We start from the raw sequence: 22,988 nt of genomic DNA on the forward strand, positions 1-22,988 counted from the left end.
GGATACAGGTTTAGCGCGGGGCGCGTTTTGCAAGGATGCGTTGCAGCGTCCGGCGGTGCATGTTCAGGCGGCGCGCGGTTTCCGAAACGTTGTGATTGCACAGCTCATAGACGCGCTGAATATGCTCCCAGCGAACCCGGTCGGCCGACATTGGATTTTCTGGCGGAGCGGGCTTTTCGTCAGGTGATGCGGCGAGCGCGCGAATGATGTCTTCCACATCTGCAGGCTTCGACAAATAGTCCACAGCGCCAGCTTTGACAGCGGCGACGGCTGTCGCAATGGCGCCATACCCGGTCAGGATAACAGCGCGGGCATCCGGGCGGTGCTTGTGCAGTACTTCCACCACATCCAGCCCGCTGCCATCTTCCAGGCGCAGGTCCAGAACGGCAAAGGCCGGTGGGTTCAGGCGGGCAATATCCTTGCCTTCGGACACGGTCGAGACGGCAGAGACTACGAAACCGCGCTGGGCGAGCGCGCGGGCCATGCGTTGCACAAACGGACCATCATCGTCCATTACGAGACATGAGCGATCCTCAACATCCTTGAGGCTCTCGTGCAAATTCACAGTGATGGGCCGTTCCATTGGCTTTTCCTTGATGTAACAACCGTCATATAGGTCTGAACCGGTCATTAATCCAAGTCAGGCGCCTGCAAAATGCCAAGGGGCCATAGAGTCTGGACGACCGCGCCCTTTTTCGGCGGGGTCCTGTTTCGGGTCGCGATGCGGCCGCCGGTGCGCTCAATAAGCGTTTTTGCGATGAAGAATCCAAGCCCCATGTCACCCCCGCCCAGATGCGCCTCGCCGCGTTGCGAGACATAGGGCTCGCCCAGTTTCGGCAGCACTTCGGCGGCAAAGCCGGGGCCGTCATCGCTGATTGTGATCATGATCTGGTCTGCAGTCCAAGTCGCCACGACGTTCACGCGCGTATCGGCGAAACTCACCGCATTTTCGATGAAGGCACCCAGCGCGTGCAAAACTTCCGGGCTGCGTTTCAGGGTCGGCGCACGTGGTGTGCCATCTTCAGCAGGTTCCGCCCGGACGGTCAGATCCACGCCCAACCCCTTGAAGGGCGCAGCGGCCTCGGCCACCAGCGCATCCAGCGGGATTCGCGCATGCACGATGTCGGTTGCTTCGCGCGCTTCACGGATCGTGGCGAGGATCGCGCGGCACCGGTCGGCCTGTTCGGCAATCAGGATAATGTCCTCGGCGCGCGGATCCTCGGGGTCGAGATCCGCCTGCAATTCCTTCGCGACGAGATGGATCGTGGCAAGCGGGGTTCCCAACTCATGTGTGGTCATTGCAGACATTGCACCGAGCGCGGACAGGCGTTGCTCGCGCGCCATGACGACCCCCGCTGCATCGAGCGCGCGCACGAGCCGGGCCTCATCCTGACTGACCCGCGCCGCTGACAAGGCAAAGAAGACCACACCGACAGCAAGGGCTGCGAACTGGCCAAGCTGGAACAGAGGCGGCAGCGCAATCGAAGAGTTCGCCACACCCCAGGGCAGGGGCATGTGAATAAGCGGCATCAGGGCCGCCAATACCAAGGCAAGCAAAGCGATAAGGGAGGCCCTGAACGAGCTGAGACTGAGCGCAGCAACAGTTACGGGGGCAACCAGAAGCAACAGGAACGGGTTTGACAGTCCACCCGTCGCGGCGATCAGCGCAGCCAATTGTACCGTATCGAATGCCAATTGCAGGGTCGCCTCCCACCCGCGCGTCAGGCGCTGGCTCTGGAAGGCAAAAGACAGGAACACGTTCAGCCAGGCCGATGCCGCAATGATCGACAGGCAGAGCGCAAGCGGCATGTCGAAGCCAAGTCCGAACGCCACGAACAATACCGCTGCCGTTTGCCCGGCCACGGCCAGCCAGCGCAGCGTGATGAACGTGCGCAGGCGCGTGCGCCCGAGGGCGGATTGCGCCGAACCCAACCCTTCTGGGGGAAGGGTGAAGATCGCATCGTCGAGATCTATGTGTCCGTCGCGGGCCAAATCATCCATTAGCGCCTTATGCGGCAGCGTGACGCTTGCGCCAAGCGCCGCTTGCGGCGCATATCCCCCCTATGATGCTCAGATCGATTGCAACGTCATCCGCCCTGCTCGCCTCCGCCGTATTGGCCGCCTGCTCTCCCGCCAGCGCGCCGGAGAAAGACTCCGCCGGAGCGGTAAAGTCCGGAGGTGCGCAGGCCAGTTGCCTCAGCCGTGCCTATCCGGAGATTGGCGGGCCGATCTCACTCGTCTCCGATTCCGGGGCGCGCGTGACGGAAGCCGATTTCAAAGGTCGTCCGACGCTGATCTATTTCGGGTTCACCTATTGCCCGGACGTCTGCCCGATGACGCTCGTCAATGTGGAGCGCGCCTATGAGCAGCTGCCCGAAAGTGTTGAGCCGCCGCAGACATTGCTCATTTCGGTGGATCCGGAACGGGACACGCCCGAAGTTCTGGCTAGCTATGTGAAGGCGCCGCGCTTTCCGAAAAACCTCGTCGGCCTGACGGGCACGCCAGAGGAAGTTCGCGCGGCCGCGGATGAGTTCCTGTCGGACTTTTCTCGCGTAGAGCAATCTGAAAGCCAGTCCGAATACACAATGGACCATACGTCGCTGCTCTATCTGATGGATGAGAACTGGCAGTTGAAGACCTTCTTCACGCATGAAGACACGGCTGAAACCATCTCGGCCTGTCTCGAAGAGATCCTGCAGGACTAGGCTGAAGGGCCCGACTTTTCCAGCCGGGCCCTGAACCTCTTAGATGAACAGGCTTGCCGCGAAGAAGGCGAAGAACCCGCCAACCAGAAATGCGACAACGCTGACCCACCAGACGACCCAACTGAGCTGGCGCGCGCGCGTACACGCCCGTGCCTTCACCGGGTCAATTGGACAGGGCAGCGACCTTGCATGCCATTGCCAGGCCCCAGCCAACGCGATCATCAACGCTGCGATGCCGAACACGAGACCCTTGTTCTTGCCGAGCCAGGTGATCTGCGGCACGGCCTCGATCAGGCCTGCCATCACCGCGCCGGCGCCGATGCTGACCAGCAGGGCCGGTAGGGCGCAGCAGATCAGTGTTCCGGTTGAAGTGAACAGCGACAGGAAGGCAGGCAGGGTGCTGGGAGATTTTACGTCTTCGCTCATGCGTCGCCACCACGGTCGATGCTGACGAGCGAATAACCGGACTTGCGGATCAGCTTTTCGATCGTTTGATCATCCATCGTCGCGCCAGCCTTCAGGCCAAGGACGATTTCGCCATTGTCCAGGTCGACATTGACGCTTTCGACGGCGTCCTGCTTCTTGAACACCTTGCGGACGGCCTGTGCGCAAAAATCGCAGACGAGGCCGTTCACCTTGGCGGTGACGGTCTGGGCTGAAGCGGCCGGGTCGGCATCGGTATTGGGTTCAGCGACCATGTCGGCATGCGCCGAATGATCCATCTTGGAATGGTCCATCTTGGAATGATCCATCGTTTCATCAGCCAGTGCCGGAGCGGCGAGCAGGCAAAAAGCGAGGGACGCGAAAGCGGGTTTAATCAGTTTCATGAGTAGTATCCTTTGAAAGTCAGAACCGGACGATCCAGTTCGCGAGCAGCTCTTCGGTTTCCAGCGTGTAGCCGAGCTCGACCATCTGGACGCCCTTGAAGAACCGGACGAGGGGGGTTGTGGTAACGGGCTCATTGCTTTCGGGGTGGTTATCCACCTGCAGCATCAACCATGTGTGAAGGTCGCCATAGTCGCCGATATACGGGGCAACGCCGACGCGGCCGCTATGGCGCACGCTCTTGTTGCCGGCATAGTCGGTGGCTTTTGCCTCATAGGAGGTGAACCAGCGGCGGGTCTCCCAGTCCGCGGCGAAAGCGGCAAAACCGGACAGTTCAGGAGACTCACTCCCGAACGGATCGGCCTGACCCACACCCAATTTCAAATAGGTGTTCGCCTGGCTTGAAGGGCCGTTCCAGCGTTTCAGCAGCCGGTTGTATTGTAGGCCGGTGAACTGGACGTCTTCGGCCCAGTTACGCTCTGCATAGAACCCGATCGAGTCCGATGCGGTGGGTGAATAGTGTGCATGCAGTGAGGAGGAATCCCCATTGTTCATCTGCATGACCGTCCAGCCGCCTGGGTAGGAGACGGGACGGGCCTCTGCCATGGGAGCGAGCGCCGCCCATGTTAGACAGGCCGCGAAAGGCGCGGCGCGGGAAAGGAAGGACAAGGCCTTCTCCTTTGTTCCGGGTTGATCCTGAGATTATGAGAGGATCATCAGGCCCGGGGAGGAGGCGGCTCCGGAACGGATGCGACCGAGATTGGCGTCGCATCCAGAGGAATGTTGAACAGGGGCGGGTAAAGGTCGCTATGGCCTTCAGGGGCAGCAGCACTCGGCAGCGCCGCAACGATGGCCGGACAGCAACAAGCCGTATCGTGCGATGGCCCGTCCTGATCTTTTGGCTGGGAGTGGTCCATGGACCCCATCCCCATGTCGCAATCCCCATTCATTGCAGGCATCACATGCGTCATCTGGCCCGCATCCGATGCAGGACAGCTGTCCTGCGCGGCGCTTGCCGTACCGGATGCGATCAGCAACAGGCTGAGGCAAAGAAGGGCGATCCTTTGGAACATCGTCGTTTTCTATCTCGCACGATAGCTGCGCCGTCAAATGACCTTTCAGTGAGCTATTGTGCCACCCAGCCGCCGTCCATGGAGAGGTCGGCACCATTGATCTGGTCAGCATCCGGCGAGCAGAGGAAGGCAACGAAGCCGCCAATCTGCTCGGCAGTCACGAATTCCTTGGTTGGCTGTGCGGCGAGCAGCACGTTTTTCACAACTTCATCACGCGTCATGCCGCGCGCCTTTGCCGTATCGTCGATCTGGCCATCGACCAGCGGCGTGTGGACATAGCCGGGACAGACCAGATTGCACCGTACGCCGTGTTCCGCACCCTCCAGAGCCGTCACCTTGGTCAGGCCGGAAAGCCCATGCTTGGCCGCGACATAGGCTGATTTGAACGGGGAGGCGACCTTGGCGTGGGCGCTGCCGGTATTGATGATGCGGCCCCAGCCTTTTTCTTTCATGGGTCCAATCGCCATCCGGGTCGTGTGAAAGGCAGCTGACAAGTTCAGCGCCATGATCAGATCCCATTTGGCCACTGGGAATTCTTCGAGGGGTGACACAAATTGCGTGCCGGCATTGTTGACCAGAATATCGGTACCGCCAAAATCGGTTGTCACATAGGCCATCATCTCTTCAATCGCGTCCGGATTGGTCAGGTCAGCGCCTGAATAGCCGATCTGTACGCCGTGTTCCTTTCCCATTTCAGCCTGCAGGGCCTTGATCTCATCGGCGTCGCCAAATCCGTTCAGCACGACATTGCAGCCTTCCTGTGCAAGACGGTCTGCAATAGCCTTCCCGATCCCGCTGGTGGAGCCGGTAACGAGGGCGGTTTTCCCCTTGATCATGAATATGTCTCCTTGAGGCTGTGGCGTGCTATGGGTAGGAATAGGTCTGGCTCTGATAGAGCCGATTGATATTAGAGGAAATAGTGAGCGTTTATGGGCGGTGAAACTCTTGCCTTTGTCGAGGCATTCCCACGCTTTCTGTTGTGGACAGCAGCGGCTGGCGCGATGCTTGCCATCGCCAGCACCATATACGTGCTGCTGACCCCGTGGAAGGAGCTGGCGCTCGTAAAGGAAGGCAATTCGGCCGCAGGATTTGCATTGGCCGGGGCCATTGTTGGTCTTGCGATCCCCATTGCCTCCTGTCTGGCCTCCAGTGTCACCCTGATAGACTTGGCCATCTGGGGTGTCGTCTCACTCCTGATCCAGCTCCTCGTCTACCGTCTCGTCGATGTCTTGCTCACCGATATTCCCAAACGGATCGAAAAGGAGGAGGCTGGCGCAGCCGTCGTCCTTGTTGCGGCAAAGCTGGCATCAGCCCTGATCATTGCAGCGGGTCTCTGGGACCCGGTCCTGCAGAGGTTCTAACGGAGGTACTCAGGCAGTGATGCGTTCGTTTGACTGGGTGATCTATGCATTGGTTCTGGGCGTCGTCGTCTGGACCATGTTTTCGCAGGATCCAAAAGCTGACGCACCTGAGCCGCCGCCAACCGTCCTGGAATCCGAAGGTCCGACCCTGCCGCCGCCGTCGCCATTGGACGAACAGGTGCTTGTCCAGGTCAGCGAGCCCAAGGACGGGATCGGCACTGCTTTTGCCGTGAACAAGAATGGTCAGTGGATCACGGCCCGGCATGTCGTGGACGGTTGCAACTCTGTCGGCCTGCTGGTGGCGCCCGGGCAATATGTGCCGGTCGACAGCATCGTCGTTGATCCGGATCATGACCTTGCCCTTCTTTCAACAGGTCGCAGCCCCAACTCGGTAAAACTTGATCTCGTATCTCCGCTTCGCATCGGCACGCATGGTTATCATGTTGGCTACCCTCAGGGACGACCGGGAGAAGTGGCCACGAAACTCATGTCCCGCTCGAAACTCATCACGCGCGGGCGCCGGGAAGGCGCTGAACCTATTCTTGCCTGGGCCGAGATTGGCCGGACGCGTGGCTTGAACGGTTCGTTGGGGGGAATTTCTGGCGGACCGGTCTTTGATGCGGGGGGAACTGTGCGCGGCGTGATCGTGGCCGAGAGCCCGCGGCGCGGGCGTATCTATACGGCTGCGCCGACATCTATAGATGCCTTCCTGACCAGCCTGAGCGTGGAACGCGAGGATGGCCCGACCGAGATTTTTGCCGAGGAGACTTACGGCCCGATGTCAGACAATGCCCGCCGCCGTCTTCAGGTCGTGAAAGTGGCCTGCCGGGTCACCCCATGACCAGCTTTGCCTCTCGCCTCATCGCTGGCGCGCGCCAGTTGGGCCCACTCTGCGTGGGTATCGACCCGCATCCTGGCCGTATCCCGGACCTGTTCGGCGGGGACACGCCCGAAGGGGTGGCCGCTTGGGGCGAAGCAGTCGTGGCGGCGGCGGCCGGACGCGCCTGCGTGGTCAAGCCGCAAGTCGGCCTGTTTGAGCGGCACGGGCCTGACGGAATGCGCGCATTGCAACGCGTCTGCGAAGCTTCAAGAGAGGCGGGCCTTCTTGTTCTCGCGGATGCCAAGCGCGGCGACATCGGGACAACAGCCAGAGGCTATGCAGCCGCATACTTGTCAGAAGCGGCGCCGTTCCCCTCCGATGCCGTGACGGTAAACCCTTATATGGGCCTCGATACGTTGGAGCCCTTCCTCGAAGAGGCCGAGGCAAACGGCAAGGGGGTCGTCGTGCTCGCGCGCACGTCGAATCCCGGCTCAGCCGATTTTCAGGCGAAAGATCTTGAGGGCGCCCCACTCTATGCACGCGTCGTTGAGGCGCTCGCCCCGGCGATCCAGCGCCTGAAGGGGGCGGGCGAATGGTCCAGCCTGATGCTGGTGGCGGGCGCGACGGGCCCGGATGAGGCCCGCCAATTGCGACAGCTCGCGCCGGACGCGCTGTTTCTGGTGCCGGGCTATGGCGCGCAGGGCGGCGGGGCCGAAGATGCGCTTGCGGGATTCAAGGCGGTTTCAAATCGCCTCGAAGGCGGCGTCGTGAATGCATCGCGTTCCGTCACATTCCCGGCCGGATCAGACACCGTAGAAAGCCAAGCCGACTGGCACGCGCTTATTGTGGCCGCCATTGAAGCTGCTCAGACCGATCTCTCCATGCATGCCGGACGCGTGCCTGTAGCGTCGGGCTGACCTTAAGACAGGCCTCGACAATCGGCCTGCCTCATCTACTCTTTCCTCTGAGCGCGGCGTAAGACCGTTTTGAGGAAACAGACAGGGGAGTGAAACGGCCATGGCGAACTGGCAGTCCACCTTGATTGCGGGAGCATCCTTCGCAATCCTTGCCGCCTGCGGGCAGGCAAAAACAGCAGACACTGAGACACTTTCGGAACCGGAAGCCTTTGCGGCGGTCGACACGAACCGGATAAGTACCGCGAGCGCAGCTGACGAATGGCTGACATATGGTGGGACTTATGACGAGCAGCGCCATTCGAGCCTGATAGATGTGAACAAGGAAACCGTCGCAGACCTGGGCGTCGCGTGGACTTATGACCTTGCCACCAATCGCGGCGTGGAATCGACGCCGATTGTCGTGGACGGCGTGATGTACGTCACCTCTGCCTGGTCGCTGGTCTATGCGCTTGATGCCAAGACGGGTGAGGAATTGTGGGTTTACGATCCGGATGTGGACCGCGCCGTCGGCGTGAAAGCCTGTTGCGATGTCGTAAACCGTGGCGTGGCTGTTTATGACGGCAAGGTCTTCGTAGGCGTGATTGATGGGCGGCTCGAAGCGCTTGATGCCGAAACGGGCGAAGTTGTCTGGAGCAAGGTCACCGTTGATCAGTCCAAGCCCTATACGATCACCGGTGCGCCGCGTGTGGTGAATGGCAAAGTGTTGATTGGCAATGGCGGTGCCGAGCTCGGTGTGCGCGGTTATCTTTCGGCTTATGATGCCAATACCGGAGACAAGGTCTGGCGGTTCTACACTGTTCCGAACCCGGAGAAACAGCCAGACGGCGAAATCTCGGATGCAGCCTTTGAAGAAATCGGCAATGTCACCTGGGGCGATGAAGGTGCCTGGGTCACCGATGGTGGCGGTGGAACTGTCTGGGACTCCATCGTCTATGATGAGGTCAACGACCAGATCATCTTCGGGGTCGGCAATGGTTCGCCGTGGAACCGGGAATTCCGTGATCCGTCCGGTGGCGACAATCTCTTCCTGTCCTCCATCGTTGCGGTGGATGCCGAAACCGGTGCGTACAAGTGGCATTTCCAGACCACACCCGGCGACAATTGGGACTATACAGCCACGCAGACCATCATTCTGGCAGACTTGCCTGTTGGCGAAGATGGTGAAGCGCGCCGTGTCGCGATGCAGGCTCCGAAGAATGGCTTCTTCTACGTACTGGACGCGGAATCCGGCGAGTTCATCTCCGGCGATGCGTTCGTGCCGATGAACTGGGCAGAGGGCCTCGACGAAAACGGTCGTCCGATTGAAATCGCCGATGCACGGTATGGCGCCGTCCCTTACGAGCAGCTGCCAGGCCCCCTCGGTGCACACAACTGGCATCCGATGGCCTTCAATCCGGATTTGAACCTCGCCTATATTCCAGCGCAGGAAATTCCGCAGGCCTATGCTCGCGATCCGCGCTTCGAGACCCAGCCTGTCGGCTGGAATACGGGCGCAGACTTCTCTGCTGGCGTCCCGCCGATCGCGCCGCCGGAAGTCGCCAAATTCCTGCGCTCAACCCTCAAGGGACGCTTGATCGCATGGGATCCCATTGCCCGCGAAGCGCGCTGGTCGGTGGAACATGGCAATGCCTGGAATGGCGGCGTGCTGTCCACGGCAGGCGGTCTGGTTTTCCAGGGCAAGCTGAATGGCGATTTCGTCGCCTATGATGCCGAAACGGGCGACAGGCTCTGGAATCATGAACTCAAATCCGGCGGCGCGTCCGGCCCCGGCACCTACATGATCGATGGTGAGCAATACGTCACGATTACGACTGGTTGGGGCAGTGCCTTTGGTCTCTCTGCAGGCTTCGCCTATGACGAGACCGTGCCCTCTACAGTCGGCAAGGTCGTCACCTTCAAGCTGGGCGGCACGGGCGAAATCGCCGACCCGGATTTCCCGATGATCGACAAGACCCCGAAAGCCGACTCGTTCGGGGACGAGACTATGATCGCCGAGGGATCGGTTCACTATGCCCGTAACTGTACCGTCTGCCACGGTCCGCTGGCGGTCAGCTCAGGCGTTCTGCCGGACCTGCGCTGGTCGGCGATCAGTGGCAACGAAATGGCGTGGAAAGGTGTGGTGATCGACGGAAACCTCGCCGCCAATGGCATGGTCTCGTTCGCAGATCATCTGACGCCGGATCAGGTGGAGTCGATCCGCGCCTATGTGCTGGCGCAGGCCCATGCCGCTGTCCCGGCTGGCTCCGGGGGCGAATGATCGAATTGTGAGTAGCGCGGCCTGCCGGGCCGCGCTACATACGCCGGATGCATATAGTCATCCTCATTCTGGGTATCCTGACAACGATCGGCATCTGGTCGTGGCGTATCCAGATGGCCCGCCGCGGCGCGAAAGTGGCGATGGATGCGGCGCGCACGCTTACGAATACGCCTCGCCGCTTTGCCTTCAAATACAAGGCAGGCCGCAATGGCATCGGCCTGATCGAAGACCCGCGCGAAGCCGCCGCCGTCATGATGATGGAAGTTGCCCGTGGCCGGGAAGGGCCTCTGACCGAACGACAGGCGCGCATCATAGATGATGAGATGATGCAGAATTTCAGCTTCACCCAGGCTGAGGCTGATGAATTGTCCGCCCATGCGGCTTGGGTCACCAATTCCGCGCCGGATCCCCAGCGCGCCATGCGCAAGCTGAGCGAATTGATCGTCAGTTCCCCGCAGCTTGGCCCAAAGGAAATTGTCGATCTCGACGCGATGCTGGTGGCGGTGTCCGAGGCGGAAGGCGTGCCGACGCGCGAACAACTGGCCCTCCTGCAAGTGTTCCGGGACAAGGCAGGCCTCAAGACCTGAGTCTTCCAACCGCTCAAGAACAGTTGCGCCTTTCGCCCTGGCACAATAGGGAATTTGGCCATGTCAAAGTCACTTCCCAGCGAATACCGCGCCAAGGTTCTCAATGAGTCCTGGACGAATTTTTCAGTCCTGCGTCATGGCCGGTTTGATGGCCTGCTCGTTACCTCCAAGAATTCCGGTACGCACTGGCTGAAATACATGCTGGCAGTGGCGCTGGCGGAAACCCATGGCATTCCTCACCCGCAATACTTTTCGGAGAATGCGGTGCGCCCCTATATCGGTTGGCCGAAGGACGATGAGACCTTTCCGGAACTGCCGCGCCTGGCGTTCAGTCACACGATCCCCCACCATCTGGCCGAATGGGGCTGGGCCCGCAGCCTCGCCAGCCTGCCGCCATATGTGCTGGCTGTACGGCACCCGATGGCGATCCTGGCCAGTCACCACGCCAAATGGGAATACGACATCAAGGTTGACTGGTTGACCTATCTGAAGGGCGATCCGGGCGGATCGAAGTATCGCTGCGATCTCTACTGGCTCGCGCGCTTCTGGAACCGTTGGGGTGATATTCGTGCGCGTCATGGCGACTCGATCCAGCTGATCCAGTATGAGCGGACCCAGAAAGACCCCCGCGCCGCATTGGAAGCGGTCTCGAAGCATTGGTCTCTCGGGCTCAGTGCCGATGCCATCAATGTAGCGCTCGCGGCAGGCACGAAGGACGCCATGGCGCAGAAGATCGATCCGGATGCGGAGCCTAATGTGCTGCAGAACCGCAAGACACCGCTTACGGAACTCTTCACAGGCGAAGCACTGGATATCTACACAGATCATATCCGGACGCTGTTCCGGCATGATTTGGATTATGACCTGTTCAGCCTTCCGGCTTGAGATAGCCGCTTGAGCGTCCGTCGGCGGTGTATTTGATCCACCACGGTTCGGCTTCTGCCTGTTTCTCCAGTTCAAGGAAGACCGGGTCTTCAAGGATGGCCGTCGAATATTCGGCCGCGGCCCCTGTCAGGGGCAGGCCATAGGTGCGGAACCGCGTCACAACCGGCGTGTAGAACGCATCCGCAGCGCTCCATTTGCCGAACAGGTAAGGGCCGCCATCGCCATGTTCAGTGCGCATCTGGTCCCACATGGTCTGGATGCGGGCAATGTCAGCCTCAAGACCTTCGGTCATTTCCGGCGTGGTTTCCCGGCCGCGAATATCCATCGGACAGGCCTTGCGCAGGGCGGGGAAACCCGCATGCATTTCGGAGGTCACCGCGCGGGCAATCGCCCGCTTGGCGGCATCTTCTGGCCAGACCTCTCCAGTCGGCGCCCAATCGGCGATCCATTCCGTGATCGCAAGGCTTTCCCAGACCGTGACATCGTCCCAGATCAACAGTGGCACTTTTGCTGTCGGGCTGATCTCTTTCAGTTTTGCCGATGTGTCGGGAAAGTCGAGCGGCACGATCACTTCTTCCACCGGCAGGCCCACGCGCCGCGCGGCAAGCAATGGCCTGATCGACCAGCTGGAATAGTTCAGATTTCCAAGGACCAGCTGTCTCATGCGCGCTTTCCTTGCCCGATCAGCCATTTCGTTTCGCGCACGTCCACGCGGTCGAACACTCCTGCCTTGTTATACGGGTCCTGCTCGGCCAATGCCTTGGCCGAAGCCAGGTCATCGGCCTCGACCAGGAAGACAGACCCGATCATCGCGCCATCCTCGGACAGCAGCGGCCCGGCCATGCGTAGCTGGTCCCCCAATCCTGCAGCCCATTCCAGATGGGCCGACCGGGTCGCGGCGCGCAACTCGGCACCATTGGTTTCATTGTCCAGATTGTGAAAACAGAAAATGCGCATGACGAACGACTCCGAATGAAGGCAAGATTTCCTGTTCCTATTGCACACTGCCTGCAACCTGCCCAGAGTCCGCAATAGTGGAACAAATGGGCTGAATGAATCATTGATCCTTCAGTAACAGGGAGTATGGTGGCGCCATGAACGATACAACAGACACCCGCCAACAGATCTTGGAAGCCGCGATGGAACGCATCGTTCACTACGGCTATTCCAAGACGACGATGTCGGAGATTGCCAAGGACTGCAACATGTCTGCGGGCAATATCTACCGCTTCTTCGCGTCCAAACTCGATATTGCCGAAGCCATCGGTCGCAAGTTCAATTCAGAACTCTACCAGACTTATGCCAGCATCTGTCGGAAGCCAATCACGGCGGCAGATCGTCTGCGCCAGTTTTTTGAGTTCAGCATGGTGCGTACCTATGAGGCACTGGAAGAAAAGGACAAGCTGGTCGAGCTTGCCGAGACGCTGGCAGATGAGCGGCCTCTGTTCATGAATGAACAGCTGGCCCAGGAGCGGGTCTATCTGGTTCAGATTCTCGAGAACGGCATTGAGGCCGGTGAGTTTCGTCCGCTCGACCGAAAGGAAGAGACGGCGGAAATGATTCAGGCATCGATGATGAAGTTTCGCTTTCCCCAGATGTTCTCGCACCTGACATTGCCGAAATTGAAGCGTGAACTGGCGGGTGTGATGGACCTGGTTCTGGCTGGATTGTCAGCTGGCGCGGTCGTTCCGGAGCGTCAGATAGATAAATTCTGAATAATTTCGTTTTTGTTCATTGATAAATGTTCAGATGATTGCTATATGGCAGTCAACGGCAGCGATGGTCGCTGTCGGTAAATGCTGAAAGACCAAATCAATGACATTGTCCAAGACCGAAGCTCGCCAGTCCCTGGCCGCCTTGCTTGCGGCGCTTCCTATGGCCATCGCCATCCTTGCGGCGACCTATTCGCTTGCTGAATTCGCGGTTTAGAATGCGGCCTGATCAGGCCTTGGCGCCCCGGCGGCCCGTGCCATAGACGGGCGCTGATTGCGCCGCCGCTTCATCGAGCGGCCAGCGGGGTCTCGCCCCGGTGCCAAGGTCCCCGGCCTCGCCTTTGACGAGGCCCGCCGCCAATCTTTCCGCTCCGGCCAGCGCGATCATGGCGGCATTATCCGTACAATGTCTCAGCGGCGGCGCAATCAGGCGCGCACCTGCGCCTTTGGCCACGTCGTCCAGTGCGGCACGGATGGCCTTGTTGGCCGCGACGCCGCCCGCCACGACGAACCGTTTCGTGCCATCCTCACCCGGATCAAACGCCTCAAGCGCCAGTGCGGCCTTTGTGGCGAGAATATCGGTCACCGCCGTCTGGAAACTCGCGCAGAGATCCTTCATCCGGTCCTCATTCATCTCGTCTTCGGCCGCGGCGCGCGCAACAGCCGTCTTCAGCCCTGCAAAGCTCATATCGAGACCCGGCCTGTTCAGCAGCGGGCGGGGCAGGGCAAAAGCCTCTGGATTGCCCCCCTCTGCGAGGCGCTCGACCGCAGGCCCGCCGGGAAAGCCGAGCCCCAGCGTCTTGGCTGTCTTGTCGAAGGCTTCGCCCACCGCATCATCAATCGTCGAGCCGAGCCGGCGATAATTTCCGAGGCCGCGCACTTCCAGGAATTGGCAATGCCCGCCCGAAACAAGCAACAGCGAATAGGGGAACGGGCAATCATTGCCGAGCCGAGGGCTGAGCGCGTGCCCTTCCAGATGGTTGACCGCGATGAAGGGCTTTCCGGCCGCCTGCGCGATAGCCTTGCCGGTCATCATGCCCACCAGCACGCCACCGATCAGGCCCGGGCCAGAGGTTGCGGCGACGGCGTCAAGCGCTGAATAGGAAATGCCTGCTTCATGCATCGCGGCTTTCACGGTCAAATCAGCCAGTTCGGCGTGTGCGCGCGCAGCGATTTCCGGTACCACACCCAGATAGGGCGCGTGTTCTTCCAGTTGCGTGCGAATCACGTCCGAGACCAGCTCTGCCCGGCCATCGGTCAGGCGCAGCACAGCCGCGGCCGTCTCGTCACAGCTTGTCTCGATGCCCAGAACTGTCAGCGTCTTGCTCATCCGCTGCATGTAGGACCCCAGAACGGATTTGGAAAGCGCAGCCCGCAGGCCCTATAGTCGAAGGAAAAGACCGGGAGGCAGAAGTTTGGCGAAACCGTTTCGATGGAACATCGCACAGCGCGAGCAATTGGGCGGCCTGATTACAGGCGCGACCGAGACGCGCTCATTGAACGACATGTTCCTTGAATCCCTGCGATCCACGGCTGCCCGCATTCTGGCGCATGCGAACCGGTCAGACCTCGCCTTTATCGGGAGGACGCCCGAAAACCTGTATGATTATCTGTCTGGCTGTTTCGAAGGGCTGCGCGACACGCCGCGGCTTCACCTCATCCAGTACTCTCTGCGCAATGCCAGCGCGGTCGATCAATTGCCGGAACCGGCATTGCAGGGTCTGTTCGAGTATCTCACCGCCGAAGGTCTCGGCCCCAAGGCGATCGCCACCGGTTCGCGCCCCATTGCCCTGGTCGACTTTGTTGCCTCCGGTCGAACGATGGAGGGCCTGATCCGCCTCATGAAACTGCAAGCCGAGCGGGAAGGACAAGACTGGACCGCCGTTCAGCGCCGCCTACGCATCATCGGGCTGCGCGTGCGTACAAAGAATTCCCCCAACACCTGGCGCTGGCAACAGCATCAGGACTGGCTGCACTTCATTCCGGATGCGATCATTCGAAATGTTTCCGCGCCTGCAGCCTTCCTCCATTATCTCGGCAATGATCAGCCCAAAGTGACCGCCAGCTTTCATCCGGGCCGCTGGGCGGAGGAGGAGGGCGCCGCCCGCCGACCGAACAGCGACCAGCAGGCTGCGCTGGGCTTTGCGGCGCAGCTCTATGATCTTGGTCGCACCCGCGAGGAACGCCAGAATCTTGCAAAGCGGATTGCCCGACACCGCAAGATGAGCCAGCGTGCCACGCGTCGCCTCGTCCTGCGATTGCGCGGGGGCTGAGCCGCCGGTAGGGTAAGGAATGGCCGCATCTGAACCCATCATGCTTTCGCTTGAACGCTTCGGAGAGATTTGCGCTGATCCCGCGCCATTGATCTATCGGCGCCTCTTCGCACAGCATCCCGAATTTGAAGACCTGTTCGCGATGGACACGGATGGTGGCGTGCGCGGTTCCATGCTGACAACCTGCTTCGACTGCATCATCGGTCTTACCGAGGGCAGTCGATTGCCGCGCTTTGAACTTCAGTCTGCCCGCCTGTCGCACCAGGGGTATGGCGTGCCGGAATCCCAACTGGATGACATGTTCACAGCCATCCGCGACACTTGCCGGGAAGCGCTGGCAGGGGAGTGGACGCTCGCCATGGAAACCGCATGGGCGGAGATGCTGGCCGAGATTGCGCGAATGGGGTTCACGCCAGCCTGACACTGGCCGGGGCTAACGCCCCTTGAATTCCGCCGGGCGCTTCTCAAGAAACGCCATCATGCCTTCACGCGCGTCTTCCGTTTTCAGCAGCGGCAGCAATTGCAGGAAGACGTGATGGACATGTTCGGTGAAAGGCTCCGACAGGCCCATCCGCATCAGGCGTTTTGAGGCCTGTACGGCCAGTGGCGCGTTCGCGGCGATCTCGGCGGCCAAGGCGCGTGCTTCGTCCATCAGCGTATCATGCGGCACCACTTTTGCGCACAATTGCTCGGCCAGGCATTCTTCGGCGGTCAGGGTGCGGCCGGTGAAGATCAGTTCGCAGGCCTTCTCCCAGCCAAGCATGCGCGGCAGGAACCAGGTGCCGCCGGATTCCGGCAGGATGCCGCGCTTGGTGAAGGCTGCCGCCATCTTGGCCTTGTCCGACATGATGCGGATGTCACAGCCGAGCGCCGTGTCCATGCCATAGCCTGCCGCGCCGCCATTGATGGCGCAGATGGTTGGCGTGTCCATATTGAACAATACGGTCGGCGGCGTGTTGCGCAGATCCAGCGTGGCGCTGGCCACAGCGCCGGATCCGATGCCTTCGCCCTTGGTGGCACTTTCCAGGTTCAAACCCGCGCAGAAGGCCCGGCCCGCCCCGGTCAGGATGACGCAACGCACATCCGTATCGGCATCTGCCTTCAGCAAGGCCTTGCACAACTCATCCAGCATCGGGCCGGAAATCGTGTTCAACCGCTCCGGCGCGTTCAGGGTGATGGTCGCGACATGGTCTGCGACCTCATAGAGAATTTCGGCAGTCTTGGTTTCTGTGTCCGGCATGGCGTGTCTCCCTCTTGTTTTGAGGCGAGCGTAGCGTGGAGGGGCAGGTCGGCCTAGGCTGCCCTCGCGGCAGTTTTCCAGCAGGCTGCCGTGAAGACAATTTCGTCGCCATCAGCAAACTCCATGAAGGCGGCGCGCACCACGTCGATGACTCTCTCCCGGGTCGCCTCATCCACGCCTTGGGCGATGGCATAGCCGACGGGGCCCATCAGCGAGACATAAAGGTCCATGGCCGAGAGGGGAAAGCGGCATTCCACGTCCAGTTTCTCACTCACCACGTCCTGCCATCCGGACTCGGACAGGATATGCTCCACGCGCGCGGCGTCTGCGAAGCCAAACTGGCCACGGGCATTCGGCTCCCGCTCGGGCAGACCGGGCAGCAGGGGGCGGGCGCCAGCCTCAGCCGCCGTCATGAACGGGTTCTCCGCCGGGTCACGCCAGCTGAACATGAGCAGCTGTGTGCCCGGCTGCGCGGCGCGGTTCAGATTGCGGAAGGCGGCAACCGGATCCTCGAAGAACATCACCCCGAACCGGGACGTGATCATGTCGAATGTGCTCGACGGGAAATCGTGCGTCTGCGCATCGGCGACCAGGAATTCCGCGTGTGATCCGGACTCGGCGGCGCGCTTGCGAGCATGGGCAATCATGGTCTCGGAAATGTCGAGGCCAAGACAGTCCGCATCCGGCCCCAGCGCTTCCGCCATGGCGAGCGTTGTCGCGCCGGTGCCACAGCCGATATCAAGGACAGAATTTGCGTTGGCCGTCGTCACCGTCTCGACGAGGATGTCCGCGAAGGGTTGGAAGGCCGTATCCAGCAGCGTCTGCGCGCGCACCCAGGCCTTTCCGCCCGCGCCATTCCACATCTCTTCCTGATCCTTGTTTGCCATTCTCATCGTACCGCGCTCCTTGTCATTGCGATCTTGTGGAGGCATCCTGCCACCTCAAGTCGACTTGAGGTCAAGAGCCTATCATGGAAATTTCCGACGTTGCCAAACAATCCGGGATCCCGGCCTCCACCCTGCGCTATTATGAAGAACGCGGCCTGATCCGCTCGACGGGGCGACGCGGCCTCCGGCGCCTATTTGATGAAGACGTTCTGGAACGGCTCGGCCTGATCTCGCTCGGCCGCGCCGCAGGTTTCACGCTGGACGAGATCGCCGCCATGATGTCGGAAGAGGGGCCCCGCATCGAGCGTGCGACGCTCATGTCAAAGGCGGACGAACTGGACGAGAAGATCCGTCAGATGACGATCATGCGCGACGGCTTGCGCCACGCCGCAAATTGCCGCGCGCCGAACCATATGGAATGCCCCAGCTTTCGCCGCATCCTCCGCGCCGCCATGACGGGGAGAATCTCAGCGAAGGGCAATCCGGTTGGGCTGGCAAACCGAAAGGGCTAATCCCCATCCATCCGCAACGCGGCCACAAACGCTTCCTGAGGAATCTCGACCTTGCCGAACTGGCGCATGCGCTTTTTACCGGCGGCCTGCTTGTCGAGCAGTTTCCGTTTCCGGCTGGCATCGCCGCCATAGCATTTCGCGGTCACGTCTTTCCTCATGGCACTGAGGGTTTCGCGCGCGATCACCTTGCCGCCAATGGCTGCCTGAATCGGAATCTTGAACATCTGGCGAGGGATAAGGTCTTTCAGACGCTCGCACATCTGGCGGCCCCGGCTTTCGGCGCGGTCGCGGTGCACCAGCATGGCGAGCGCATCGACCGGCTCGTCATTGACCAGGATCTGCAGTTTGACGAGATTCTCGGCGCGGTGGCCGACAATCTCATAGTCAAAGCTCGCATAGCCGCGGCTGATCGATTTCAGGCGGTCATAGAAATCGAACACGACCTCGTTGAGCGGCAGTTCGTACTTCACCATCGCCCGTCCGCCGACGTATGACAGTTCGGTCTGGATGCCGCGCCGATCCTGGCAGAGCTTCAGGATGCCGCCAAGATATTCGTCCGGCGTATAGATCGTCGCATTGATCCACGGCTCGCGGATTTCGGCAACGCGCACGACATCGGGCATGTCTGCCGGATTGTGGAGTTCGATTTCCGATCCGTCCGTCATCGTCATTTCATAGACAACGCTCGGCGCGGTTGCGATCAGGTCGAGGTCGAACTCGCGGCTGAGGCGTTCCTGGATGATTTCGAGATGCAGCAGGCCGAGAAAGCCGCAACGGAAGCCCATGCCGAGCGCGGCAGAGGTTTCCATCTCCCATGTAAAGCTTGCATCATTCAGGCGCAGCTTGCCCATCGCCGCGCGCAAATCGTCAAAGTCGCCCGCATCCATCGGAAACAGGCCGCAGAAGACGACCGGCTGAACTTCCTTATAGCCGGGCAGGGCCTTGTCACAGGGTCGCTTGTCTTCCGTGATCGTATCACCCACGGCCGTTTCGCCGACTTCCTTGATCGAAGCCACGAAGTAGCCGACTTCGCCCGGCCCAAGCGCCTCAACGTCGGTGAGTTTCGGATTGAACGTGCCGACCTTGTCAATTTCATAGACGCCGCCGGTGCGCATCATCTTGATCTTCTGCTTCTTCTTCAGCACGCCATCATGAATGCGCACGATGACGACCACGCCGAGATAGGGGTCGTAATAGGCGTCCACCAGGGCAGCCTTCAGCGGCGCGTCGACTTCGCCGGTCTTTGGCGCAGGCAGGCGCTGGACAATGGCTTCCAGCGTTTCAGAAATGCCGAGGCCGGTCTTGGCCGACGTCTCGATGGCGTCAGAGGCATCAAGTCCGATCACGTCCTCGATCTGGGCCTTCACGCGCTCAACGTCAGCAGCTGGCAGATCGACCTTGTTCAGAACCGGCACGATCTCATGGTTCTGGTCGATGGCCTGATAGACGTTTGCCAGCGTCTGCGCCTCGACGCCTTGGGAGGCGTCCACGACCAGTAGCGAGCCTTCACAGGCGGCGAGGCAGCGGCTGACTTCATAGGCAAAGTCGACATGGCCCGGCGTGTCCATCAGGTTCAGGACATAGGTCTCGCCATCCTGTGCCTCATAGGTCAGGCGAACGGTCTGGGCCTTGATGGTGATGCCGCGCTCTTTCTCGATATCCATCGAGTCGAGCACCTGCTCCTTCATTTCGCGTTCGGTCAGGCCGCCGCAATGCTGGATCAGGCGATCCGCCAGCGTCGACTTGCCATGGTCGATATGGGCGATGATGGAAAAATTGCGGATTTTGTCACGTGAGATCATGGCCGGGATATAACCGCGCTTTGGCCTCGCGGGAAGCGTTCTCGTTCAGGCGGGGGCCGGTTCTGGCGCCCTGAGGTGCAGAATGTCGCGGATTTCCATTAAAATCAGGAAACTCCGGAACAAGTCGACGTGCCTTCCATTGATTCTGCGTCACACAAACACGCACTCAGGAAGGATTTTCCCATGAGCATCCAGACGCTCGAAGACCTCTATATTGACCAGCTGCAAGACCTCTACAGCGCCAATCGCCAATCCCTCAAGGTGACTGAGAAGCTCGCTGGAAAGGCCCATAATCCGAAGCTGCAGGACGCGCTGAAACGCGGCGTCAGCGGCATCGAGGACGGGATCAACGCCGTCGAAGGCCTGATCCGCAAGCACAAGGCCGACCCGCGCGGCGAATTCTGTCAGGGCATGGAAGGCCTCGTCAAAGAAGCGAAAGCCCACGCCATCGACGCCGAGATCGAGGACGAGGATGTCCGCGATGCCTCTATCATTTCGCAATATCAGCGCATGACCCATTACGCCCTTGCTGGCTATGGCACCGTCTTGGCCTTTGCCCGTCGCCTTGGCTTCAAGGACGACGCCGAACAGCTCCAGACCTGTCTCGACAACACCTATTCCGGTGACCGCGAGATGTCGCAGCTGGCTGAAGGCGAAGTGAACCGCGAAGCGGCCTGATTCCACCCCCCCAAGGCGGGCTGGCTGAACTGTAACTCCGGCTGGCCTCCACGGGGTGGGAGCCCGGTCTGGCACTGCCAGGCCGGGTTTGCCGTGCGCGCTATCCCCCCGCGCCGGGTACGGTGATGTGCGCCGGGGCGCCAAAGCCGAAATCGAGCCCCAGGAAGATCCAGCCCATCATCAGCGCGACGCCCGTGATCAGCATCCAGACCGAATACGGGATCATCATCGCCGTCAGGCTGCCAAGCCCGAAATCAGTTTGCCAGCGACGCGCGAAGACCAGGATCAGCGGGAAGTACACCATCAGTGGCGTGATGATGTTCGTCGCGCCATCGCCCACGCGATAGGCGGCGGTCGCGCCTTCCGGGCTGATCCCCAACAGCATCAGCATCGGCACAAGCACCGGCGCCAGCAATGCCCATTTTGCGCTGGCCGAGCCGACGAAAAGATTCAGCAGCGCTGAGAACAGGACAATCAGGCCCAGCACGATCGGCAGCGGCAATCCGCTATTCTGGATTGCGTCCGCGCCATGCACCGCCGAGATCAGGCCGAGATTGGACCAGCCGAACATCGCCACGAAATGGGCCGCGGCAAAGGCCAGCACCAGATAATAGCCCATGTCCTTCATCGCCTCGGCCATCATGTTTACCAGGTCGCGGTGATTGTTGATCGTGTTGGCGGCTGCGCCATAGGCCCAGCCCGCAGCAAGGAACAGAACCAGGAAGCCCGCGACGAGCGAGCGGAAGAACGGCCCGGCCTTCTGGTACCACGGATTGCCTTCTGTGCCCGGCCCATCGGCCAGCAGGGGCGTGCCTGGTCCGAACGTCATGAACGCCCACAAGGCGCACACGCCCAGCAGGGCGAGCCCCGCCATGCGCAGGCCCTTCTGCTGCTCGGCGGTCAGGGGCTTGTCTTCATCGCCAGCCTGTACGGCTGATTCCGGGCTGGGGACCCATTTGCCGAGGCGCGGCTCGATGATCTTGTCGGTCACGAACCAGATCACGGGCAGGTAGATGAACAGCAACGCCGCAATGAAGTACGCATTGCCGGCAATGTTCATCGTCCAGCCCGCATCGATATTGCTCGCGCCATAGGCGGCCTCGGTGATGCCGAACAGCAGCGCGTCCAGCTGGCCCGGCGAGATATTGGCGGAAAACCCGCCCGACACGCCCGCAAAGGCCGCGGCAATCCCGGCCAGCGGGTGGCGCCCGGCCGAGGCAAACAATATGCCCGCCAGCGGGATCATTACGACATAGCCCGCATCGGCGGCATGGTTCGACAGCATCGCCACCAGCGCGACCAGCGGCGTCAGCAGGAATTTCGGCGCATTGCGCACCGCCGCCCGGATCGCGCTCGAAAACAGCCCTGAGCGCTCTGCCACGCCCGCGCCCAGCATCACGACCAGCACATAGCCGAGCGGATGGAAGTGCGTGAACGTCTTCGGCATATCCACCCAGAGGCGCTGTATGTTCTCGGCCGAGAACAGGCTCGCCGACTCAATGACCAGCGGCGTGCCGCCGTCTGTCACCTGCGTCGGGTGCGGCGCGCTGAAACTGGTCCAGGCCGCAATCTGTGAAATCGCCATCAGGGCGATGATCAGATAGAAGAACAGGAAGACCGGATCGGGCAGGCGGTTGCCCGTCTTCTCCACCCATCCCAGGAATCCCTTATTGGTCGCTGCCTCGGCCATGCCCATTTCCCCTGTCAAAACCAGATCAAGCGGGACACCTTATTGCCAATTGCCGCGCTGGCAATATTCCGCCCCATATCCGCCGCAGCCCGCGCACTGGTGACCCCCCGCCAAATGCGCTAATCAGGGGCCATCGTTACAAGACCGGTCCCGCCCATGCCCGATACACAACACGCCGCGCCCAAACAGGGCATTACCGACGAAGGCTACCTCACCGACAGCTGGTATCTGGCCGCGCCGTCCACCGACCTCGTCGCCGGCAAGCAGCACCGCATCATGGTGCTGGGCGAACCCGTCGTCGTCGGTCGCACGCCCAAGGGCGAACCCTTCGCCCTGCGCGACATCTGTCCCCATCGCCTCGTGCCGCTGTCTGCGGGCCAGCAGCTGGAAACCGATGGCGAGTGGACGCTGCAATGCCCCTATCATGGCTGGCGCTTTGGCACCGATGGCGGCTGCAAGCTGATGCCGTCCCTCACAGACGACAGCCCCTATGACCTGTCCAAGGTGAAAGTGCGCCGCTATCCGGTGCATGAGGCCAATGGCGCGGTCTATCTCTATGTCGCGCATAATCCCCGCAGCGATGCGCCCCCCGCCGTGCCGCCGCCGGAATTCGGCCCGCTGCCGGACAAGCCCGGCTTTGTCATCCATGACGTGTTCAACGCGCATATGGATGATGCCGTGGTCGGCCTGATGGACCCGGCCCATGTGCCCTTCGTGCACAATCAATGGTGGTGGCGTCCGCCCTCGGTGGGCCTGAAGCTGAA

At 60.9% G+C, this 22,988-nt stretch carries 27 protein-coding genes; 13 read left to right on the top strand and 14 right to left on the bottom strand.

Translation table 11 applies throughout. From position 1 onward, the window contains the following. Positions 1-10: 10 nt before the first annotated feature. Entirely contained in the window at positions 11-583 is a 573-nt protein-coding gene (locus tag B2344_RS06520; protein ID WP_051608054.1) for an ActR/PrrA/RegA family redox response regulator transcription factor, read from the bottom strand. A gap of 47 nt (positions 584-630) precedes the next feature. Next, on the bottom strand, positions 631-2,001 hold the full coding sequence (locus tag B2344_RS06525; protein ID WP_290484871.1) for an ActS/PrrB/RegB family redox-sensitive histidine kinase: 1,371 nt from the start codon (positions 1,999-2,001) through the stop codon (positions 631-633). Between the two features lie 62 nt (positions 2,002-2,063). Between B2344_RS06525 and B2344_RS06530 the strand changes: the two genes are divergently transcribed. Continuing rightward, the gene (locus B2344_RS06530; protein ID WP_290482563.1) at positions 2,064-2,705 is read left to right on the top strand and encodes an SCO family protein; all 642 of its coding nucleotides are present in this window, start codon (positions 2,064-2,066) and stop codon (positions 2,703-2,705) included. A gap of 39 nt (positions 2,706-2,744) precedes the next feature. On the opposite strand, the gene B2344_RS06535 is transcribed toward B2344_RS06530, so the two are convergent. The 5 genes from B2344_RS06535 to B2344_RS06555 are packed head-to-tail and all read right to left on the bottom strand — an operon-like array spanning position 2,745 to position 5,439. After that, positions 2,745-3,131 (bottom strand): hypothetical protein, encoded by a 387-nt coding sequence (locus B2344_RS06535; RefSeq protein ID WP_206991937.1) that lies wholly within the window; start codon positions 3,129-3,131, stop codon positions 2,745-2,747. Then, positions 3,128-3,532 (bottom strand): heavy-metal-associated domain-containing protein, encoded by a 405-nt coding sequence (locus tag B2344_RS06540; RefSeq protein WP_290480417.1) that lies wholly within the window; start codon positions 3,530-3,532, stop codon positions 3,128-3,130. Before B2344_RS06540 ends, B2344_RS06535 begins: the two co-directional genes overlap by 4 nt. A 19-nt stretch (positions 3,533-3,551) precedes the next feature. Further along, on the bottom strand, positions 3,552-4,199 hold the full coding sequence (locus B2344_RS06545; RefSeq protein WP_290484872.1) for a hypothetical protein: 648 nt from the start codon (positions 4,197-4,199) through the stop codon (positions 3,552-3,554). A gap of 47 nt (positions 4,200-4,246) precedes the next feature. Then, positions 4,247-4,603 (bottom strand): hypothetical protein, encoded by a 357-nt coding sequence (locus tag B2344_RS06550; protein ID WP_290482562.1) that lies wholly within the window; start codon positions 4,601-4,603, stop codon positions 4,247-4,249. A 53-nt stretch (positions 4,604-4,656) separates the two neighbouring features. Next, a complete protein-coding gene (locus tag B2344_RS06555; protein WP_206991941.1) occupies positions 4,657-5,439 on the bottom strand; it encodes a 3-hydroxybutyrate dehydrogenase in 783 nt (260 codons plus the stop codon). Between the two features lie 93 nt (positions 5,440-5,532). Between B2344_RS06555 and B2344_RS06560 the strand changes: the two genes are divergently transcribed. The 6 genes from B2344_RS06560 (at position 5,533) to B2344_RS06585 (ending at position 11,430) form a co-directional block, all read left to right on the top strand. Further along, positions 5,533-5,964, top strand: coding sequence for a DUF350 domain-containing protein (locus tag B2344_RS06560; RefSeq protein WP_206991942.1), 432 nt, complete (start codon positions 5,533-5,535; stop codon positions 5,962-5,964). Between the two features lie 19 nt (positions 5,965-5,983). Beyond that, positions 5,984-6,805 (top strand): S1 family peptidase, encoded by an 822-nt coding sequence (locus B2344_RS06565; RefSeq protein ID WP_034817667.1) that lies wholly within the window; start codon positions 5,984-5,986, stop codon positions 6,803-6,805. Beyond that, entirely contained in the window at positions 6,802-7,701 is a 900-nt protein-coding gene (pyrF, locus tag B2344_RS06570; protein ID WP_206991943.1) for an orotidine-5'-phosphate decarboxylase, read from the top strand. Before B2344_RS06565 ends, pyrF begins: the two co-directional genes overlap by 4 nt. A 100-nt stretch (positions 7,702-7,801) precedes the next feature. Next, complete coding sequence (locus tag B2344_RS06575) at positions 7,802-9,958, top strand: PQQ-dependent dehydrogenase, methanol/ethanol family (protein WP_290484873.1); 2,157 nt, start codon at positions 7,802-7,804, stop codon at positions 9,956-9,958. Positions 9,959-10,005: 47 nt separating this feature from the next. Next, positions 10,006-10,545, top strand: a complete 540-nt coding sequence (locus B2344_RS06580; protein WP_290482559.1) for a hypothetical protein — start codon at positions 10,006-10,008, stop codon at positions 10,543-10,545. Positions 10,546-10,605: 60 nt separating this feature from the next. Further along, positions 10,606-11,430: a sulfotransferase family protein gene (locus B2344_RS06585; protein WP_206991945.1), complete on the top strand. Its 825-nt coding sequence runs from the start codon at positions 10,606-10,608 to the stop codon at positions 11,428-11,430. Here B2344_RS06585 and B2344_RS06590 read toward each other — a convergent pair. Further along, the gene (locus B2344_RS06590) at positions 11,414-12,094 is read right to left on the bottom strand and encodes a glutathione S-transferase family protein (protein ID WP_290482558.1); all 681 of its coding nucleotides are present in this window, start codon (positions 12,092-12,094) and stop codon (positions 11,414-11,416) included. The genes B2344_RS06585 and B2344_RS06590 overlap by 17 nt on opposite strands. Continuing rightward, a complete protein-coding gene (locus B2344_RS06595) occupies positions 12,091-12,387 on the bottom strand; it encodes a YciI family protein (RefSeq protein ID WP_290482557.1) in 297 nt (98 codons plus the stop codon). Before B2344_RS06595 ends, B2344_RS06590 begins: the two co-directional genes overlap by 4 nt. Positions 12,388-12,524: 137 nt before the next feature. Here B2344_RS06595 and B2344_RS06600 point away from each other — a divergent pair, with 137 nt between their 5' ends. Continuing rightward, positions 12,525-13,145, top strand: coding sequence for a TetR/AcrR family transcriptional regulator (locus B2344_RS06600; RefSeq protein ID WP_206991948.1), 621 nt, complete (start codon positions 12,525-12,527; stop codon positions 13,143-13,145). Between the two features lie 226 nt (positions 13,146-13,371). On the opposite strand, the gene tsaD is transcribed toward B2344_RS06600, so the two are convergent. Then, a complete protein-coding gene (gene tsaD, locus B2344_RS06605) occupies positions 13,372-14,481 on the bottom strand; it encodes a tRNA (adenosine(37)-N6)-threonylcarbamoyltransferase complex transferase subunit TsaD (protein WP_290502185.1) in 1,110 nt (369 codons plus the stop codon). A gap of 76 nt (positions 14,482-14,557) precedes the next feature. Between tsaD and B2344_RS06610 the strand changes: the two genes are divergently transcribed. Both B2344_RS06610 and B2344_RS06615 read left to right on the top strand, forming a co-directional pair. Beyond that, on the top strand, positions 14,558-15,415 hold the full coding sequence (locus tag B2344_RS06610; RefSeq protein WP_206991950.1) for a hypothetical protein: 858 nt from the start codon (positions 14,558-14,560) through the stop codon (positions 15,413-15,415). Between the two features lie 19 nt (positions 15,416-15,434). After that, positions 15,435-15,836, top strand: a complete 402-nt coding sequence (locus B2344_RS06615; protein ID WP_290484875.1) for a globin — start codon at positions 15,435-15,437, stop codon at positions 15,834-15,836. A gap of 12 nt (positions 15,837-15,848) precedes the next feature. Here the strand turns inward: B2344_RS06615 and B2344_RS06620 are convergent, their stop codons facing one another. Together B2344_RS06620 and B2344_RS06625 are read right to left on the bottom strand one after the other, a co-directional pair. Continuing rightward, on the bottom strand, positions 15,849-16,655 hold the full coding sequence (locus tag B2344_RS06620) for an enoyl-CoA hydratase/isomerase family protein (protein WP_206991952.1): 807 nt from the start codon (positions 16,653-16,655) through the stop codon (positions 15,849-15,851). Between the two features lie 53 nt (positions 16,656-16,708). After that, entirely contained in the window at positions 16,709-17,587 is an 879-nt protein-coding gene (locus B2344_RS06625) for a class I SAM-dependent methyltransferase (protein ID WP_290484876.1), read from the bottom strand. A 38-nt stretch (positions 17,588-17,625) separates the two neighbouring features. Between B2344_RS06625 and B2344_RS06630 the strand changes: the two genes are divergently transcribed. Next, positions 17,626-18,054 (top strand): helix-turn-helix domain-containing protein, encoded by a 429-nt coding sequence (locus B2344_RS06630; protein ID WP_290484877.1) that lies wholly within the window; start codon positions 17,626-17,628, stop codon positions 18,052-18,054. Here the strand turns inward: B2344_RS06630 and lepA are convergent. Then, positions 18,051-19,856 (bottom strand): translation elongation factor 4, encoded by a 1,806-nt coding sequence (lepA, locus tag B2344_RS06635; protein WP_034817695.1) that lies wholly within the window; start codon positions 19,854-19,856, stop codon positions 18,051-18,053. The two genes, B2344_RS06630 and lepA, sit on opposite strands and share 4 nt — an antisense overlap. 183 nt (positions 19,857-20,039) lie before the next feature. Here lepA and B2344_RS06640 point away from each other — a divergent pair, with 183 nt between their 5' ends. After that, positions 20,040-20,534 (top strand): ferritin-like domain-containing protein, encoded by a 495-nt coding sequence (locus tag B2344_RS06640; RefSeq protein ID WP_206991955.1) that lies wholly within the window; start codon positions 20,040-20,042, stop codon positions 20,532-20,534. 100 nt (positions 20,535-20,634) lie between these two features. On the opposite strand, the gene B2344_RS06645 is transcribed toward B2344_RS06640, so the two are convergent. Next, a complete protein-coding gene (locus tag B2344_RS06645; protein ID WP_349678146.1) occupies positions 20,635-22,230 on the bottom strand; it encodes an AbgT family transporter in 1,596 nt (531 codons plus the stop codon). A 150-nt stretch (positions 22,231-22,380) separates the two neighbouring features. On the opposite strand from B2344_RS06645, the gene B2344_RS06650 reads away from it, so the two are divergent. Next, positions 22,381-22,988, top strand: a 608-nt coding sequence (locus tag B2344_RS06650; protein WP_290484878.1) for an aromatic ring-hydroxylating oxygenase subunit alpha, incomplete at its 3' end; no start/stop codon positions are given.

This window comes from Hyphomonas sp. UBA3195 (genome assembly GCF_002366485.1).
In the GTDB taxonomy this organism is placed as follows: Bacteria; Pseudomonadota; Alphaproteobacteria; order Caulobacterales; family Hyphomonadaceae; genus Hyphomonas.

Coding starts and splice junctions, on each gene's coding strand:
- B2344_RS06520 (WP_051608054.1), bottom strand. CDS start 583: ATGGAACGGCCCATCACTGTGAATTTGCACGAGAGCCTCAAGGATGTT.
- B2344_RS06525 (WP_290484871.1), bottom strand. CDS start 2,001: ATGGATGATTTGGCCCGCGACGGACACATAGATCTCGACGATGCGATC.
- B2344_RS06530 (WP_290482563.1), top strand. CDS start 2,064: ATGATGCTCAGATCGATTGCAACGTCATCCGCCCTGCTCGCCTCCGCC.
- B2344_RS06535 (WP_206991937.1), bottom strand. CDS start 3,131: ATGAGCGAAGACGTAAAATCTCCCAGCACCCTGCCTGCCTTCCTGTCG.
- B2344_RS06540 (WP_290480417.1), bottom strand. CDS start 3,532: ATGAAACTGATTAAACCCGCTTTCGCGTCCCTCGCTTTTTGCCTGCTC.
- B2344_RS06550 (WP_290482562.1), bottom strand. CDS start 4,603: ATGTTCCAAAGGATCGCCCTTCTTTGCCTCAGCCTGTTGCTGATCGCA.
- B2344_RS06555 (WP_206991941.1), bottom strand. CDS start 5,439: ATGATCAAGGGGAAAACCGCCCTCGTTACCGGCTCCACCAGCGGGATC.
- B2344_RS06560 (WP_206991942.1), top strand. CDS start 5,533: ATGGGCGGTGAAACTCTTGCCTTTGTCGAGGCATTCCCACGCTTTCTG.
- B2344_RS06565 (WP_034817667.1), top strand. CDS start 5,984: ATGCGTTCGTTTGACTGGGTGATCTATGCATTGGTTCTGGGCGTCGTC.
- pyrF (WP_206991943.1), top strand. CDS start 6,802: ATGACCAGCTTTGCCTCTCGCCTCATCGCTGGCGCGCGCCAGTTGGGC.
- B2344_RS06575 (WP_290484873.1), top strand. CDS start 7,802: ATGGCGAACTGGCAGTCCACCTTGATTGCGGGAGCATCCTTCGCAATC.
- B2344_RS06580 (WP_290482559.1), top strand. CDS start 10,006: ATGCATATAGTCATCCTCATTCTGGGTATCCTGACAACGATCGGCATC.
- B2344_RS06585 (WP_206991945.1), top strand. CDS start 10,606: ATGTCAAAGTCACTTCCCAGCGAATACCGCGCCAAGGTTCTCAATGAG.
- B2344_RS06590 (WP_290482558.1), bottom strand. CDS start 12,094: ATGAGACAGCTGGTCCTTGGAAATCTGAACTATTCCAGCTGGTCGATC.
- B2344_RS06595 (WP_290482557.1), bottom strand. CDS start 12,387: ATGCGCATTTTCTGTTTTCACAATCTGGACAATGAAACCAATGGTGCC.
- B2344_RS06600 (WP_206991948.1), top strand. CDS start 12,525: ATGAACGATACAACAGACACCCGCCAACAGATCTTGGAAGCCGCGATG.
- tsaD (WP_290502185.1), bottom strand. CDS start 14,481: ATGCAGCGGATGAGCAAGACGCTGACAGTTCTGGGCATCGAGACAAGC.
- B2344_RS06615 (WP_290484875.1), top strand. CDS start 15,435: ATGGCCGCATCTGAACCCATCATGCTTTCGCTTGAACGCTTCGGAGAG.
- B2344_RS06620 (WP_206991952.1), bottom strand. CDS start 16,655: ATGCCGGACACAGAAACCAAGACTGCCGAAATTCTCTATGAGGTCGCA.
- B2344_RS06625 (WP_290484876.1), bottom strand. CDS start 17,587: ATGCCTCCACAAGATCGCAATGACAAGGAGCGCGGTACGATGAGAATG.
- B2344_RS06630 (WP_290484877.1), top strand. CDS start 17,626: ATGGAAATTTCCGACGTTGCCAAACAATCCGGGATCCCGGCCTCCACC.
- lepA (WP_034817695.1), bottom strand. CDS start 19,856: ATGATCTCACGTGACAAAATCCGCAATTTTTCCATCATCGCCCATATC.
- B2344_RS06640 (WP_206991955.1), top strand. CDS start 20,040: ATGAGCATCCAGACGCTCGAAGACCTCTATATTGACCAGCTGCAAGAC.
- B2344_RS06645 (WP_349678146.1), bottom strand. CDS start 22,230: ATGGGCATGGCCGAGGCAGCGACCAATAAGGGATTCCTGGGATGGGTG.